Here is a 13,764-nt window from a genome sequence, read left to right as displayed (position 1 = left end):
GATTTGCCGTAGAGTGGATCGCATAACGACAGATTGGCCACCTTCGGCAGGAGAACACCGTGAGCGAACAACCTTCATCTGGGCACTGGCAACTGCACAGCATCGTCAGCGGCCTGCGCGGAGCCCGCGAGCAATGGCGCAGCCGCAATGGCCGCAGCAGTGGCGAGCAGGGCGGGCGCGAACTGCCTTCGCGCGAGGCCATGCGGCAGATTCTCGAACAGCTGTGCGGGGCGCTGTTTCCGATGCGCCTGGGCCCGGTCGACCTGCGTGAAGAAAGTGAAGACTTCTACGTCGGCCATACCCTCGACGCGGCGCTGACGGCATTGCTGGCGCAGGCGCGGCTGGAACTGCGCTACGCCGCCCGCCAGAGCAAGACGGGGCTGGAGGGTATCGACGCCCAGGCCCTGCGCCTGATCCAGGACTTCGCGGCGGCCTTGCCGGGCCTGCGTGTGTTGCTCGATACCGATGTGCTGGCTGCCTATCACGGCGACCCGGCGGCGCGCAGCGTAGACGAGGTATTGCTGTGCTATCCGGGGATCCTGGCGATCATTCACCACCGTCTGGCGCACCACCTTTATCAGGCGGGTCTGCCGCTGCTGGCGCGTATCAGCTCGGAGCTGGCGCATTCGGCCACCGGTATCGATATTCACCCCGGCGCGCAGATCGGCCAGAGCTTCTTCATCGACCACGGTACCGGCGTGGTGATTGGCGAGACCGCGATCATCGGTGAGCGGGTGCGCATCTACCAGGCGGTTACCCTGGGCGCCAAGCGCTTCCCCAGCGATGAGTCGGGGACGCTGCACAAGGGGCTGCCACGCCACCCGATCGTCGAGGACGACGTGGTGATCTATGCCGGGGCGACGATCCTGGGACGGATCACCATCGGCAAGGGCTCGACCATTGGCGGCAATGTCTGGCTGACCCGCAGCGTGCCGGCCGAAAGCAACATCACCCAGGCCAACCTGCAGCTGGACTGCCAGGACAAGAACTGAGTTACCCGGGGCGCCAATCGGCGCCCCGGTTCGCTTTGAAAGCCGATCCATGTTTAACTTGAACGCTTGTTCAATGAAAAACGCTGGTCCGCTGCCGGTGTTCAACAGGAGGATTCCTTTGCTGAACCCGTTCATTCCGAACCTCACGTCGATCGACGAGGTGCCTGTTTCATGAGTGCACCGTCCCCATCCCTTGCCAATGGCAAGATCCGCATGAACCCGCCGGTGTTCTACTTCGCGGCTAGTTTCATTCTTATCTTTGGCCTCGTGGTCGTCGCCTTCCCGCAGGCTGCCGGTGAGTGGCTGCTGGCGGCGCAGAACTGGGCGGCCAACACGGTCGGCTGGTACTACATGCTGGCCATGACCCTGTACCTGGTGTTCGTGGTGGTCACGGCCTTGTCTGGCTACGGCAAGATCAAGCTCGGTGCCGACCATGACGAGCCCGAGTTCAGTTACCTGTCCTGGGCCGGCATGCTGTTCGCCGCCGGTATCAGCATCACGCTGTTCTTCTTCTGCGTGTCCGAACCGCTGACCCACATGCTCACCCCGCCCCAGGGCGAAGGGGGCACGGCCGAGGCCGGGCGCCAGGCGATGGAGATCCTGTTCCTGCACTGGGGCCTGCATGGCTGGGGCGTATTCGCCTTTGTCGGCATGGCGCTGGCCTACTTCGCCTACCGCCACAACCTGCCGCTGGCCTTGCGTTCGGCGCTGTATCCGCTGATCGGCAAACGTATCAACGGCCCTATCGGCTATGCCGTGGACGGCTTCGGCATCATCGCCACGGTGTTCGGCCTGGGCGCCGACATGGGCTTTGGTGTGCTGCACCTGAACGCCGGCCTCGACTACCTGTTCGGTATCAGCCACAGCCAGTGGGTGCAGGTGATCCTCATCGCGCTGATGATGGGCGCGGCAGTGGCGGTAGCTGTGGCGGGCGTGGAGAAGGGCGTACGGGTGATGAGCGACATCAACCTGTTCCTGGCCTGTGCGCTGCTGTTGTTCGTGCTGTTCGCCGGGCCCACCCAGCACCTGTTCAATACCCTGATCCAGAACCTCGGCGATTACCTCGGCGCCTTGCCGCGCAAGAGCTTCGACGTGTACGCCTATGGCGAGCAACGTGACTGGCTGGGTGGCTGGACGGTGTTCTACTGGGCCTGGTGGATTGCCTGGGCACCGTTCGTGGGCTTGTTCATTGCGCGCATCTCGCGTGGCCGCACCATCCGTGAGTTCGTCTTCGGCGTGCTGCTGATTCCGCTGGGCTTCACCCTGGCGTGGATGTCGATCTTCGGCAACAGCGCGCTGGACCAGGTGATCAACCACGGCATGACTGCGCTCGGCCAATCGGCGTTGGACAACCCGTCGATGAGCCTGTACCTGCTGCTGGAAACCTACCCGTGGAGCAAGACGGTGATCGCCGTGACGGTGTTCATCAGCTTTGTGTTCTTCGTTACTTCAGCCGACTCCGGCACCGTGGTGCTGTCGACCTTGTCCGCCAAGGGCGGCGGTGCCGATGAAGACGGGCCGAACTGGTTGCGCATCTTCTGGGGCGCGATGACTGCGCTGATCACCAGCGGCCTGCTGTTCGCCGGCAGCATCGACTCGCTGAAGTCGGCGGTGGTGCTGACCTCGCTGCCGTTCTCGCTGATCCTGCTGTGCATGATGTGGGGGCTGCACAAGGCCTTCTACCTGGAGAGCCAGCGGCAGATCGCGCAGATGCACTCGCTGGCACCGTTCGCCCAGTCACGCCGTGGTCGCGGTGGCTGGCGTCAACGCTTGAGCCAGGCCGTGCATTTCCCGTCGCGGGACGAGGTGTACCGCTTCATGGACGACGTGGTGCGCCCGGCGATTGCCGATGTGCGTGAGGTGTTCGAGCAGAAAGGCCTGGTGCTGGTGACCCAGGACGACCCGAGCCATGACAACGTCAGCCTGAAGGTTGGCCATGGCGAGGAGCAGCCATTCATCTACCAGGTGCAGATGCGTGGTTACTTCACGCCGTCGTTCGCGCTGGGTGGGCTGGGCACGCAGGAGTTGAAGAACCGCCGTTACTACCGCGCCGAGGTGCACCTGAGCGAAGGCAGCCAGAACTATGACCTGGTGGGCTACAGCAAGGAGCAGATCATCAACGACATCCTCGACCAGTACGAGCGGCACATGCAGTTCCTGCATCTGGTCCGCTAGATCGTCGGGGCCGCTTTGCGGCCCTCTCGCGACACAAGGCCGCTCCTACAGGGGTACGCGATCTCCTGTAGGAGCGGCCTTGTGTCGCGAAAGGAGGCCGAAGGCCTCCCAGGGGCCTGTCAGAAGGGCGCATCCCCAAGGATGGTCGCCCGGTGCATCACCCGCCGATTGGGCCGGTAATCATCCACCGCAAAATGCTGGGTCACGCGGTTGTCCCAGAACGCCACATCATTCTCCTGCCAACGCCAGCGAATGCTGAATTCCGGTCGCGTCGCATGGGTGAACAGCAACTTGAGCAGCGCCTCGCTCTCCAGCTCGCTCAGCTCATTGATGCGCGTGGTGAACCCTTCATTGACGAACAACGCCTTGCGCCCGCTCACCGGATGCGTGCGCACCACCGGGTGCGACAACGGCGGGTTGTTGCGCCGGGTCGCTTCCCAGCGCGCCAGGTCTTCGGCCGTGGTGCCAAAACGCTCCAGCGGGAACGACTTGGTGAAGTCGTGGGTGGCGGTCAGGCCATCGAGCATTTCGCGCAGCGGCGCCGACAAGGCTTCGAACGCTGCGATACCGCTGGCCCACAAGGTGTCGCCACCATAGGCCGGAAGCTGCTTGGCGCTGAGCACTGCACCCAGCGCCGGAGTCGGCAGGAAGGTCACGTCGGTGTGCCACACGGCGTTGTCGCGCACGTCAGTGACAGCCGTGTCGAGAATCAGCACCTGCGGCGTCTCTGGCACGTTGGGGTAGATCGGGTGGATGTGCAGGTCGCCGAAACGGGCGGCGAAGCGCGCCTGTTGCTCCGGGTTGATCGGCTGGTCGCGGAAGAACAGCACCTGGTGCTGGAGCAGCGCTTGCTCGATGGCATCGCGCTGTTCGGCGCTGATGTCGCGGCTGAGGTCCACGCCGCTGATCTGTGCGCCGAGCGCCGGGCTGAGGGGAGTGATGGTCAGGCTCATGTCGGTCTCTTCAATCAGGCGCCAGGCTGCTGGCGTGGTCAGTCGGAATTCAGTGGCTCTGCCCATGCCAGGGCACCAGCTTGCGTTGCAGGGCGCGCAGGCCCATCTCCAGGGCAAAGGCGATCAAGGCGATCAGCAGGATGCCCAGCACCACCACGTCGGTGACCAGGAACTGCGCCGCCGACTGCACCATGAAACCCAGGCCGCTGGTGGCAGCGATCAGCTCGGCGGCGACCAAGGTCGACCAACCGACCCCGAGGCCGATGCGGATGCCAGTCAGGATGTCGGGCAGGGCGCTGGGCAGGATTACGTGGCGAATCAACTGCACCCGGGTTGCGCCCAGCGACTGCGCCGCACGCAGCTTGGCCGGGTCGACGGTGCGCACGCCGGTGGCGGTGGCGATGGCGATCGGGGCGAAGATCGCCAGGTAGATCAGCAACACCTTGGACAGCTCGCCGATGCCGCACCAGATGACGATCAGCGGCAGGTAGGCCAGCGGCGGGATCGGCCGGTAGAACTCGATCAGCGGGTCGAGGATGCCACGGGCCACACGGTTGTAACCGATGGCGATGCCGACCGGGATGGCGGTCAGGGTCGCGGCGACCAGGGCCAGGCCGATACGGCCCAGGCTGGCGCCCAGGTGCTGCCACAGGCTGGCGTCCATGTAGCCCTGAGTGAGCAGGGTCCAGGCCTTGGCCAGGATGTCGCTGGGCGAGGGCAGGAACAGCGGCTCGATCCAGCCGGCGGCCGTTACCAGCCACCAGGCGAGCAGCAGGCTGGCCAGGGTCAGGGCGCTGATCCAGCGGGTAGACAATGGGCGGCGGGCCTGGGGGGCGGGCCGGGTTTGATTGACGCGTTTGCCGGTGACCGGCAGGTCCAGGCTGCTCATGCGCGCTCCTGCAGGCTTTGGCGTTGGGAGAACACGCGGGCCAGTACATGCTCGCGGGTCTCGATGAAGCGTGGATCGGACTTGATCGCCCGGGCCGACTCGCCCGCCGCATAGCGCTGGCCGAAATCGAGTTGCAGGCGCTCGACCACACGGCCGGGGTTAGGCGCCAGCAGCACCAGTTCGCTGGCGAGGAACACCGCTTCCTCGATGTCGTGGGTGATCAGGAACACCGGTTTGGCGGTGCGTTGCCAGACTTGCAGCAGCAGTTCCTGCATTTGCTCGCGGGTGAAGGCATCGAGGGCGCCGAACGGTTCGTCCATCAGCAGCACCCGCGGGTCGGCGGCCAGCGCACGGGCCAGGCCCACGCGCTGCTTCTGGCCACCAGACAGTTGCCAGATGCGCCGCTCGCCGAAGCCGTCGAGGTCGACCAGGGCCAGCATCTCGCGGGCCTTGGCCTCACGCTGGGCACGGGGCACTCCGGCCAGTTCCAGGCCGAAGGCGACGTTGCCCAGCACGTTCTGCCAAGGCAGCAGGGCATCATCCTGGAACACCACGCCACGCTCGGCCCCCGGGCCCTGTACCGGCACGCCATCAAGGGTGATGTGCCCGCCGCTCGGGGCGACGAAGCCGGCGATCAGGTTCAGCAGCGAGGTCTTGCCACTGCCGGATGGCCCCAGGGCCACCAGCAGTTGGCGCGGCCCCAGGCTCAGGTTGATGTCGGCCAGCACCGGGGCGGTGGCGCCGGGGTACTGTGCGCTGATGCGCTCCAGTTCGAGCAAGGCCATGGCAGGCTCCGTGCGATTGCAGTCTTAGTTGGGGATGTACTGGGCGCTGACGTACGGCGAGTAGTCGGGCAGCACCGCGTCGACCTTGCCTTGCTGTTTGAGGAAGGTGGCCGTGTCGGTCAGTGCCTGGGTGGTGGGCGCGCCCAGTTCCCTGGTCTGGTCGGCGGCCAGCGGGTAGACGTTGCCCTGCAGCAGCACCGGGATATCGGTCGGCTTGGCGCCGGACAGCTTGGCCAGCTTGGCGACGTTGTCCGGGTTGGCCAGCCAGGCTTGCGGGTCTTTGCGGTAGTCGGCGTAGGCGTCGAGGGTGACCTTGGCGAAGGCCTTGACCACGTCCGGGTGCTTGGCGGCGAAGTCCTTGCGCACGATCCAGGCATCGAAGGTCGGTGCGCCTTTTTCGGCCAGTTCACCGGAGGTGATCAGCACCTTGCCGTTTTCCTTGGCCACGCCCAAGGCCGGGTCCCAGACGTAGGTGGCGTCAATGTCGCCGCGCTTCCAGGCGGCGATGATTGCCGGTGGTGCGAGGTTGAGGATCTGCACCTTGGACGGGTCGATGTTCCAGCTTTTCAGCGCGGCCAGCAGGCTGTAGTGGCCGGTGGAAACGAACGGCACGGCGACTTTCTTGCCGACCAGGTCCTGCGGGGTCTTGATGCTGTCGCGGGCGACCAGGGCCTCGCCGGCACCGATCTGGGTGGCGATGAGGAAGGTCTCGACCGGCAGCTTGCGGGTAGCGGCGGCAGCCAGCGGGCTGGAACCGAGGTAGCCGATTTGCACGTCGCCGCTGGCCACGGCGGTGATCACGTCGGCACCGTTATCGAACTTGCGCCAGTCGATGCTGGCCTTGCTGGCTTTTTCGTAGTTGCCATCGACCTGGGCCACCTTGGCCGGGTCGACGGTGGTCTGGTAGGCAACGGTGAGGTCGGCGGCCTGGGCCAACCAGCTGGCGCTGGCGAGGGTCAGGGCGGCGAACAGGCGCAGCGGAGCGTGCGGGATCATGGTGAACCTCTCGTCAGGCAATCGATGTACTGGATGGCGAGAAGGCTAAATGATCTAAGAAATAGAAAATAAATAACTTTTTAGAATTAGCTTAGGAGCCAAACGCTTTAACGCTGGCCATAGCCGGAAAAGGCACCTGGCGCAACGGCGATTCGCTGCTAATCTTTTTTCCCTTCGTAAGGGGATGTGACCGGTTGCTGGTCGGCAAACGTTTGCAAATAACCTAAAGGTATGATTGACGGCGCCGATACAACTTTTTGCAGTAAAGGTTCCTACGATATTCCTTAAAAATCTGACGAATTCATAAAACGGTCATTTTGGATTTATAGGATTGTCATTATCCTGTAGCGCAGGGGGCGTCTTAGACCAAAGTCGAGAAACGTTTAGAAACGATTGACTAAATGGTCACGCTTTGGGGCTAATCGCCCATCCACGGTAGAGCGGGGCAACAGATCCTGCCGCCAGAGATACACAAGAATTAGAACGTAGAGGAGCAAAACATGTACAAGTCCAGCCTGGCTCTGGCCGTGGCCGTGGGGGTTTTCGCCCAAGCAGCAGGTGCCGCCGGTTTCGTCGAGGACAGCAAACTGTCGCTGAGCTCGCGCACCATGTACTTCAACAACGACAACCGCGATGGCGGTGCCGACAACCGTGAGTCGGGTCAGGGCTTCAAGCTCGACTACATCTCCGGTTTCACTCCAGGCACCGTAGGCTTCGGTGTTGACGCCCAGGCCCTGTGGGGTATTCACCTGGACGGCGGCCGTGGCAAGCACCCTGACGTCGGCACCTTCTTCCCTAGCGACAGCGACGGTTCGGCGGTAGACCAGTGGGCACGCTTTGGCGCCAACGCCAAGGCCCGCTTCTCGAAGACCGAAGTTCACTTCGGTAGCGCCCTGGCGCCAAACCTGCCGATCCTGGTCTCCAACGACGGTCGTCTGCTGCCGCAGACCTTCGAAGGTGGCACCATCCAGTCGAAAGAAATCGACAACCTGACCGTCAACGCCGGTCAGCTGACCCACGCCATGGGCCGTGCTTCGAGTAACCGCACCGGTCTGTCCGTTGCCGGCGCCACTGCCGACAGCAACAAGTTCCGCTTCGGTGGCCTGGACTACAAGCTCACTCCAGACCTGACCCTGCAGTACTACTACTCGAACCTGGAAGACTTCTACAAGCAGCACTTCCTGGGCGCGACTCACGTGTTCAAGATCGCTGACGACCAGTCGTTCAAGACCGACCTGCGCTACTTTGACAGCAGCAGCGACGGCAACAACGGTCACGGCGGCGGCTACAACTTCAACAACAACGGCGGCTACGCCAAGAATACCGGCAAGATCGACAACAAGACCTGGTCTGCCATGTTCACCTACACCCTCGGTGGCCACGCGTTCCTGCTCGGTCGTCAGCAGGTCAGCGATGACGGCGGTTTCGTCTGGCTGAACCAGGGCAACGTGGTTGATGGCAACAACCGTCCTGAAGGTGCCGGTGGCTCCAGCTTCTACCTGTTCACCGACAGCATGATCAACCAGTTTGCCCGTGCTGGTGAGAACACCAACTTCGGTCAGTACTCGTATGACTTCGCCTCGCTGGGCGTTCCAGGCCTGAAGGCCTCGGTTGCCTACCTGCGCGGTGACGACATTCGTTACAAGAGCGGCCACGGCACCTACAACGAGTGGGAGCGTGACGCACGCATCGACTACACCATTCAGCAAGGCACCCTCAAAGGCCTGGGCTTCAGCCTGCGCCAGGGCGTCTACCGTGGTGGTAGCAACGAAGCCAGTGCCGACCAGGACCAGGCTCGCTTCATCGTGAACTACACTTACAGCTTCCTGTAAGTCGTAGCCACACAGAAAGCCTCGCCTAGTGCGAGGCTTTTTTGTGGCCGCAATTTCGTATGCATAAAAGTTATAAATAAATCATTATTTATTCTTTTTGTTTCTCTGCGAATGCAGGCACATTGAACCCATAAGCCAGAACACAGCACAGGAGCCGCACCCCATGAGCCTCAAACTCGGCGACATCGCCCCGGACTTCGAGCAGGAATCCAGTGAAGGCAATATCCGCTTCCACGAATGGCTGGGCAACAGCTGGGGTGTGCTGTTCTCCCACCCGGCGGACTTCACGCCGGTGTGCACCACTGAACTGGGCCTGACCGCCAAGCTCAAGGAAGATTTCGCCAAGCGTGGCGTGAAGGCCATCGCCCTGTCGGTCGATCCGGTCGATTCGCACCACAAGTGGATCGAGGATATCAACGAGACCCAGAACACCGTGGTCAACTTCCCGATCATCGCCGACGCCGACCGCAAGGTCTCCGACCTGTACGACCTGATTCACCCCAACGCCAGCGACACCCTCACCGTGCGCTCGCTGTTCGTCATCGACCCGAACAAGAAGGTGCGCCTGACCATTACCTATCCGGCCAGTACCGGGCGCAACTTCAACGAAATCCTGCGGGTGATCGACTCGCTGCAGCTCACCGACAACCACAAGGTCGCCACACCAGGTAACTGGCAGGACGGTGACGAGGTGGTGATCGTGCCTTCGCTGAAGGACGAAGACGAAATCAGGCAGCGCTTCCCGAAAGGTTATCGGGCAGTGAAACCCTATCTGCGGCTGACCCCGCAACCCAACCGTTGATGAATACCTCGTTGCATTGCTCTTAGCCATAGCAGGGATTTTCGGGCCGTTTCGACGGCCCTTTTTTATGCCTGTTGCAAGGTGCTTGCTTCTTCGCGGGCACGCCCGCGAAAGGGCCTTCAAAACGTAATGCAATAAAGGAATAAACAAATGAAGAAATATGATTTCTAGATATATAAACTGACTGGTAATGTCACCTCAACAGCAAACAAGCTCCACCACCTTACTCGCCCGCCAACGAGGCAAGCAGGTGCAACCCGAACCCCAATCGCACAGGAGAGCGCCATGCGCACAGTCTTCTTGCGTCGTGGTCTGGTCGCCCTGTTTGCGGCGGCTGTGTCCTTCGGCGCCATCACTCAAGCCCAGGCCGAGAGCCTGCGCATCGGTTACCAGAAATACGGCACCCTGGTGCTGCTCAAGGCCAAGGGCACGCTGGAGAAGCGCCTGGCCGAGCAGGGCGTACAAGTGCAGTGGACCGAGTTCCCCGGCGGCCCGCAGCTGCTCGAAGGGCTGAACGTCGGCTCGATCGACTTCGGCGTCACCGGCGAGACCCCGCCCGTGTTCGCCCAGGCCGCTGGCGCCGACCTGCTCTACGTGGCCTACGAGCCACCGGCGCCGCACAGCGAAGCCATCCTCGTGCCGAAAGGCTCGCCGATCCAGTCGGTGAAAGAACTCAAAGGCAAGAAAGTCGCCCTCAACAAAGGCTCCAACGTTCACTACCTGCTGGTCCGCGCCCTGCAAGACGCCGGCCTCAAGTACAGCGATATCCAGCCCGTCTACCTGCCACCTGCCGATGCCCGCGCCGCCTTCGAGCGTGGCAGCGTCGATGCCTGGGTGATCTGGGACCCGTACCAGGCCGCCGCCGAGCAACAGTTGCAAGCCCGTACCCTGCGTGATGGCCAGGATCTGGTCGACAACCACCAGTTCTACCTGGCCACCCGCAACTACGCCACCCAACACCCGGCTGTGATCAGCACCCTGATCGACGAAGTGCGTGCCGTGGGCCAGTGGTCCCAGGCCAACCCACAGGAAGTCACCGACCAGGTCGCGCCACTGCTCGGCCTGCCCGCCGACATCACCCTGACCTCGGTGAAACGCCAAGGCTACGGTGCTCAGCCGCTCACCCCGCAAGTGGTGGCCGCGCAACAGAAGATCGCCGACACCTTTCAGGCGCTCAAGCTGATTCCCAAGCCGCTGAGCATCAAGGACGTGATCTGGACTCCCCCCGCCAAGGTCGCCAGCGCGCCTTGATCGAGCCCCCCTTGAGGAGACAACTCCAATGAGCCTTAACATTTTCTGGTTCCTCCCTACCCACGGTGACGGCAAGTACCTAGGCACTTCCGACGGCGCTCGCGCAGTCGATCACGGTTACCTGCAGCAGATCGCCCAGGCCGCCGACCGCCTTGGTTTCGGTGGTGTGCTGATCCCTACCGGGCGTTCCTGCGAGGACTCCTGGCTGGTGGCGGCGTCGCTGATTCCGGTGACCCAGCGCCTGAAGTTCCTGGTAGCCCTGCGCCCAGGCATCATTTCGCCGACCGTGGCCGCACGCCAGGCCGCGACCCTCGACCGGCTGTCCAACGGCCGTGCGCTGTTCAACCTGGTGACCGGGGGCGACCCGGATGAACTGGCTGGCGATGGCCTGCACCTGAACCACCAGGAGCGCTACGAAGCCTCGGTCGAGTTCACCCGCATCTGGCGCAAGGTGCTGGAAGGCGAAACCGTCGACTACGACGGCAAGCACATCCAGGTGAAGGGTGCCAAGCTGCTCTATCCGCCGATTCAGCAACCGCGCCCACCGTTGTATTTCGGTGGCTCGTCGGACGCGGCCCAGGACCTCGCCGCCGAGCAGGTCGAGCTGTACCTGACCTGGGGCGAGCCGCCGAGCGCCGTTGCCGAGAAAATCGCCCAGGTGCGTGAGAAAGCCGCTGCCCAAGGCCGTGAAGTGCGCTTTGGCATCCGCCTGCACGTGATCGTGCGGGAAACCAACGAAGAAGCCTGGGCTGCCGCCGACAAGCTGATCTCGCACCTGGACGACGACACCATCGCCCGTGCCCAGGCCTCGCTGGCCCGTTTCGACTCGGTCGGCCAGCAACGCATGGCGGCCCTGCACAAGGGCAACCGCGACAACCTGGAAGTCAGCCCCAACCTCTGGGCCGGAGTCGGCCTGGTGCGTGGCGGTGCTGGCACCGCGCTGGTCGGCGATGGCCCGACCGTGGCGGCACGGGTCAAGGAGTACGCCGAGCTGGGTATCGACACCTTCATCTTCTCCGGTTACCCGCACCTGGAAGAGTCGTACCGGGTCGCCGAACTGCTGTTCCCGCATCTGGACGTGCAACGCCCGGAGCAGGCCAAGGCTGGCGGCTACGTGAGCCCGTTCGGCGAAATGGTCGCCAACGACATCCTGCCCAAGTCCGTTGCGCAGAGCTGAGGGCCGGGCCATGAGTCGTGCAACTTCCACCACCCTGAGCCAGCGCCTGGCGCCATGGGCGCTGCCGGTGCTGCTGCTGGCAGCCTGGCAGCTGGCGGTCAGCGCCGGCTGGCTGTCGACCCGCATCCTGCCGGCGCCGAGCGCGGTGGTCAGCGCGGGTGTCGAGCTGGTGCGCAGCGGTGAAATCTGGACCCACCTGGCCATCAGTGGCTGGCGGGCCGGGCTGGGCTTCGTGATCGGCGGCAGCATCGGCCTGGTGCTGGGCTTCATCACCGGCCTGTCGAACTGGGGCGAACGCCTGCTCGACAGCTCGGTGCAGATGATCCGCAACGTGCCGCACCTGGCGCTGATTCCGCTGGTGATCCTGTGGTTCGGTATCGACGAGTCGGCGAAGATCTTCCTGGTCGCGCTGGGCACGCTGTTCCCGATCTACCTGAACACTTACCACGGCATCCGCAATGTCGACCCGGCACTGGTGGAGATGGCGCGCAGCTATGGCCTGTCTGGTTTCGGCCTGTTCCGCCAGGTGATCCTGCCCGGTGCGCTGCCCTCGATCCTGGTCGGCGTGCGCTTCGCCTTGGGCTTCATGTGGCTGACCTTGATCGTTGCCGAGACCATTTCGGCCAACTCCGGCATCGGTTACCTGGCGATGAACGCCCGTGAATTCCTGCAGACCGACGTGGTGGTACTGGCCATCGTCCTGTACGCCGTGCTCGGCAAGCTCGCCGACCTCGCCGCCCGCGGCCTGGAACGGGTGTGGCTGCGCTGGCACCCGGCTTACCAAGTGGCGAAGAAGGAGGGCGCATGACCGTGCTCAAGGAACAGCCGCCACGCCTGCTGCGTGGTATCCCGCTGGCCGCCAACGGCCTGCGCAAGGCCTTCGGCCAGCGGGAAGTGTTGAAAGGCATCGACCTGCATATCCCGGCCGGCCAGTTCGTCGCCATCGTCGGCCGCAGCGGTTGCGGCAAGAGCACCTTGCTGCGCCTGCTGGCCGGGCTCGACCAGCCGACTGCCGGCCAGTTGCTGGCCGGTGCTGCACCGCTGAGCGAGGCCCGCGAGGAAACGCGGCTGATGTTCCAGGAAGCGCGTCTGCTGCCCTGGAAGAAGGTGATCGACAACGTCGGCCTGGGCCTCAGGGGGGACTGGCGCCAGCGGGCACTGGACGCCCTGGAGGCGGTCGGCCTGGCTGATCGCGCCAATGAATGGCCGGCGGCGTTGTCCGGTGGCCAGAAGCAGCGCGTGGCCCTGGCCCGGGCCTTGATCCACCAACCTCGCCTGCTGCTGCTGGATGAGCCGCTGGGCGCGCTGGATGCACTGACCCGCATTGAGATGCAGCAACTGATCGAACGCCTGTGGCGTCAGCACGGCTTCACCGTGCTGCTGGTCACCCATGACGTCAACGAGGCGGTGGCCGTCGCTGACCGGGTGATCCTGATCGAGGACGGCGAAGTCGGCCTGGACCTCACCGTAGACCTGGCAAGGCCAAGGGCGCGAGGTTCGCACCGCCTGGCCGCGCTGGAAAGCGAAGTGCTCAACCGTGTTCTGTCGGTACCGGGCGCTGCGCCCGAGCCGGACCCTGTAGCCCCTTTGCCTACGCAACTGCGTTGGGCGCACTGAAGCCAAAGAGAAGGAATCAAGCCATGACCATCAAAGCCATCAACGTCCGCAACCAGTTCAAAGGCACCGTGAAAGAAATCCTCGAAGGCCCGGTACTGTCGGAAATCGACGTGCAGACCGCCTCCGGTATCGTCACTTCAGTGATTACTACCCGCTCCGTGAAAGAGCTGGAGCTGCAGGTGGGCAGCGAAGTGATTGCCTTTGTGAAATCGACTGAAGTGTCCATCGCCAAGCTGTGAGGGTGCTGCTGGATATTGGGGCTGCTTTGCAGCCCTTCGCGGGCAAGCCCGCTCCC

The 13,764-nt window shown here is 63.5% G+C and carries 13 protein-coding genes; 9 read left to right on the top strand and 4 right to left on the bottom strand.

The genetic code is table 11. From position 1 onward, the window contains the following. Positions 1 to 59: 59 nt before the first annotated feature. A complete protein-coding gene (gene epsC / locus N430_RS15565) occupies positions 60 to 992 on the top strand; it encodes a serine O-acetyltransferase EpsC (RefSeq protein ID WP_110637871.1) in 933 nt (310 codons plus the stop codon). Between the two features lie 213 nt (positions 993 to 1,205). Beyond that, positions 1,206 to 3,167, top strand: a complete 1,962-nt coding sequence (betT, locus tag N430_RS15560) for a choline transporter BetT (RefSeq protein ID WP_178083393.1) — start codon at positions 1,206 to 1,208, stop codon at positions 3,165 to 3,167. A 119-nt stretch (positions 3,168 to 3,286) separates the two neighbouring features. Here betT and tauD read toward each other — a convergent pair whose 3' ends face one another. The 4 genes from tauD to tauA are packed head-to-tail and all read right to left on the bottom strand — an operon-like array spanning position 3,287 to position 6,790. After that, positions 3,287 to 4,120 (bottom strand): taurine dioxygenase, encoded by an 834-nt coding sequence (gene tauD / locus N430_RS15555; protein ID WP_110637983.1) that lies wholly within the window; start codon positions 4,118 to 4,120, stop codon positions 3,287 to 3,289. 49 nt (positions 4,121 to 4,169) lie between these two features. Further along, the gene (gene tauC / locus N430_RS15550; RefSeq protein ID WP_110637869.1) at positions 4,170 to 5,009 is read right to left on the bottom strand and encodes a taurine ABC transporter permease TauC; all 840 of its coding nucleotides are present in this window, start codon (positions 5,007 to 5,009) and stop codon (positions 4,170 to 4,172) included. Further along, positions 5,006 to 5,794 (bottom strand): taurine ABC transporter ATP-binding subunit, encoded by a 789-nt coding sequence (tauB, locus tag N430_RS15545; RefSeq protein WP_110637868.1) that lies wholly within the window; start codon positions 5,792 to 5,794, stop codon positions 5,006 to 5,008. Before tauB ends, tauC begins: the two co-directional genes overlap by 4 nt. A gap of 24 nt (positions 5,795 to 5,818) precedes the next feature. Then, positions 5,819 to 6,790, bottom strand: a complete 972-nt coding sequence (gene tauA / locus N430_RS15540) for a taurine ABC transporter substrate-binding protein (protein ID WP_110637867.1) — start codon at positions 6,788 to 6,790, stop codon at positions 5,819 to 5,821. A gap of 500 nt (positions 6,791 to 7,290) precedes the next feature. On the opposite strand from tauA, the gene N430_RS15535 reads away from it, so the two are divergent. The 7 genes from N430_RS15535 to N430_RS15505 all read left to right on the top strand — a co-directional run bounded on the left by N430_RS15535 (position 7,291) and on the right by N430_RS15505 (position 13,708). Continuing rightward, positions 7,291 to 8,622 (top strand): OprD family porin, encoded by a 1,332-nt coding sequence (locus tag N430_RS15535; RefSeq protein ID WP_110637866.1) that lies wholly within the window; start codon positions 7,291 to 7,293, stop codon positions 8,620 to 8,622. Between the two features lie 163 nt (positions 8,623 to 8,785). Then, complete coding sequence (locus N430_RS15530) at positions 8,786 to 9,424, top strand: peroxiredoxin (protein ID WP_110637865.1); 639 nt, start codon at positions 8,786 to 8,788, stop codon at positions 9,422 to 9,424. Positions 9,425 to 9,709: 285 nt separating this feature from the next. Next, positions 9,710 to 10,675, top strand: a complete 966-nt coding sequence (locus tag N430_RS15525; RefSeq protein ID WP_110637864.1) for a sulfonate ABC transporter substrate-binding protein — start codon at positions 9,710 to 9,712, stop codon at positions 10,673 to 10,675. Positions 10,676 to 10,703: 28 nt separating this feature from the next. Further along, entirely contained in the window at positions 10,704 to 11,852 is a 1,149-nt protein-coding gene (gene ssuD / locus N430_RS15520; protein ID WP_103448583.1) for an FMNH2-dependent alkanesulfonate monooxygenase, read from the top strand. A 10-nt stretch (positions 11,853 to 11,862) separates the two neighbouring features. Then, positions 11,863 to 12,660 carry an aliphatic sulfonate ABC transporter permease SsuC gene (gene ssuC / locus N430_RS15515; RefSeq protein ID WP_110637863.1) on the top strand — a complete coding sequence of 266 codons (798 nt, stop codon included), beginning with the start codon at positions 11,863 to 11,865 and terminating at the stop codon, positions 12,658 to 12,660. Next, entirely contained in the window at positions 12,657 to 13,469 is an 813-nt protein-coding gene (gene ssuB / locus N430_RS15510) for an aliphatic sulfonates ABC transporter ATP-binding protein (RefSeq protein WP_110637862.1), read from the top strand. The genes ssuC and ssuB overlap by 4 nt, the downstream gene beginning before the upstream one ends. A 23-nt stretch (positions 13,470 to 13,492) precedes the next feature. Further along, positions 13,493 to 13,708 (top strand): molybdopterin-binding protein, encoded by a 216-nt coding sequence (locus N430_RS15505; protein ID WP_008095172.1) that lies wholly within the window; start codon positions 13,493 to 13,495, stop codon positions 13,706 to 13,708. Positions 13,709 to 13,764 lie beyond the last annotated feature (56 nt).

Origin of the sequence: Pseudomonas sp. CC120222-01a (assembly GCF_003097235.1) — a bacterium.
Taxonomy (GTDB): Bacteria; Pseudomonadota; Gammaproteobacteria; order Pseudomonadales; family Pseudomonadaceae; genus Aquipseudomonas.
The sequence above is the reverse complement of the archived record's forward strand: the minus strand, read 5'-3'. Positions and strand labels throughout refer to the sequence as shown.

Excerpts from the sequence above, each read along its gene's own strand:
- N430_RS15505 (WP_008095172.1), top strand. The coding sequence starts at position 13,493 with ATGACCATCAAAGCCATCAACGTCCGCAACCAGTTCAAAGGCACCGTG.
- ssuB (WP_110637862.1), top strand. The coding sequence starts at position 12,657 with ATGACCGTGCTCAAGGAACAGCCGCCACGCCTGCTGCGTGGTATCCCG.
- N430_RS15525 (WP_110637864.1), top strand. The coding sequence starts at position 9,710 with ATGCGCACAGTCTTCTTGCGTCGTGGTCTGGTCGCCCTGTTTGCGGCG.
- tauB (WP_110637868.1), bottom strand. The coding sequence starts at position 5,794 with ATGGCCTTGCTCGAACTGGAGCGCATCAGCGCACAGTACCCCGGCGCC.
- tauC (WP_110637869.1), bottom strand. The coding sequence starts at position 5,009 with ATGAGCAGCCTGGACCTGCCGGTCACCGGCAAACGCGTCAATCAAACC.
- betT (WP_178083393.1), top strand. The coding sequence starts at position 1,206 with ATGAACCCGCCGGTGTTCTACTTCGCGGCTAGTTTCATTCTTATCTTT.
- ssuC (WP_110637863.1), top strand. The coding sequence starts at position 11,863 with ATGAGTCGTGCAACTTCCACCACCCTGAGCCAGCGCCTGGCGCCATGG.
- tauD (WP_110637983.1), bottom strand. The coding sequence starts at position 4,120 with ATGAGCCTGACCATCACTCCCCTCAGCCCGGCGCTCGGCGCACAGATC.
- ssuD (WP_103448583.1), top strand. The coding sequence starts at position 10,704 with ATGAGCCTTAACATTTTCTGGTTCCTCCCTACCCACGGTGACGGCAAG.
- N430_RS15535 (WP_110637866.1), top strand. The coding sequence starts at position 7,291 with ATGTACAAGTCCAGCCTGGCTCTGGCCGTGGCCGTGGGGGTTTTCGCC.
- N430_RS15530 (WP_110637865.1), top strand. The coding sequence starts at position 8,786 with ATGAGCCTCAAACTCGGCGACATCGCCCCGGACTTCGAGCAGGAATCC.
- tauA (WP_110637867.1), bottom strand. The coding sequence starts at position 6,790 with ATGATCCCGCACGCTCCGCTGCGCCTGTTCGCCGCCCTGACCCTCGCC.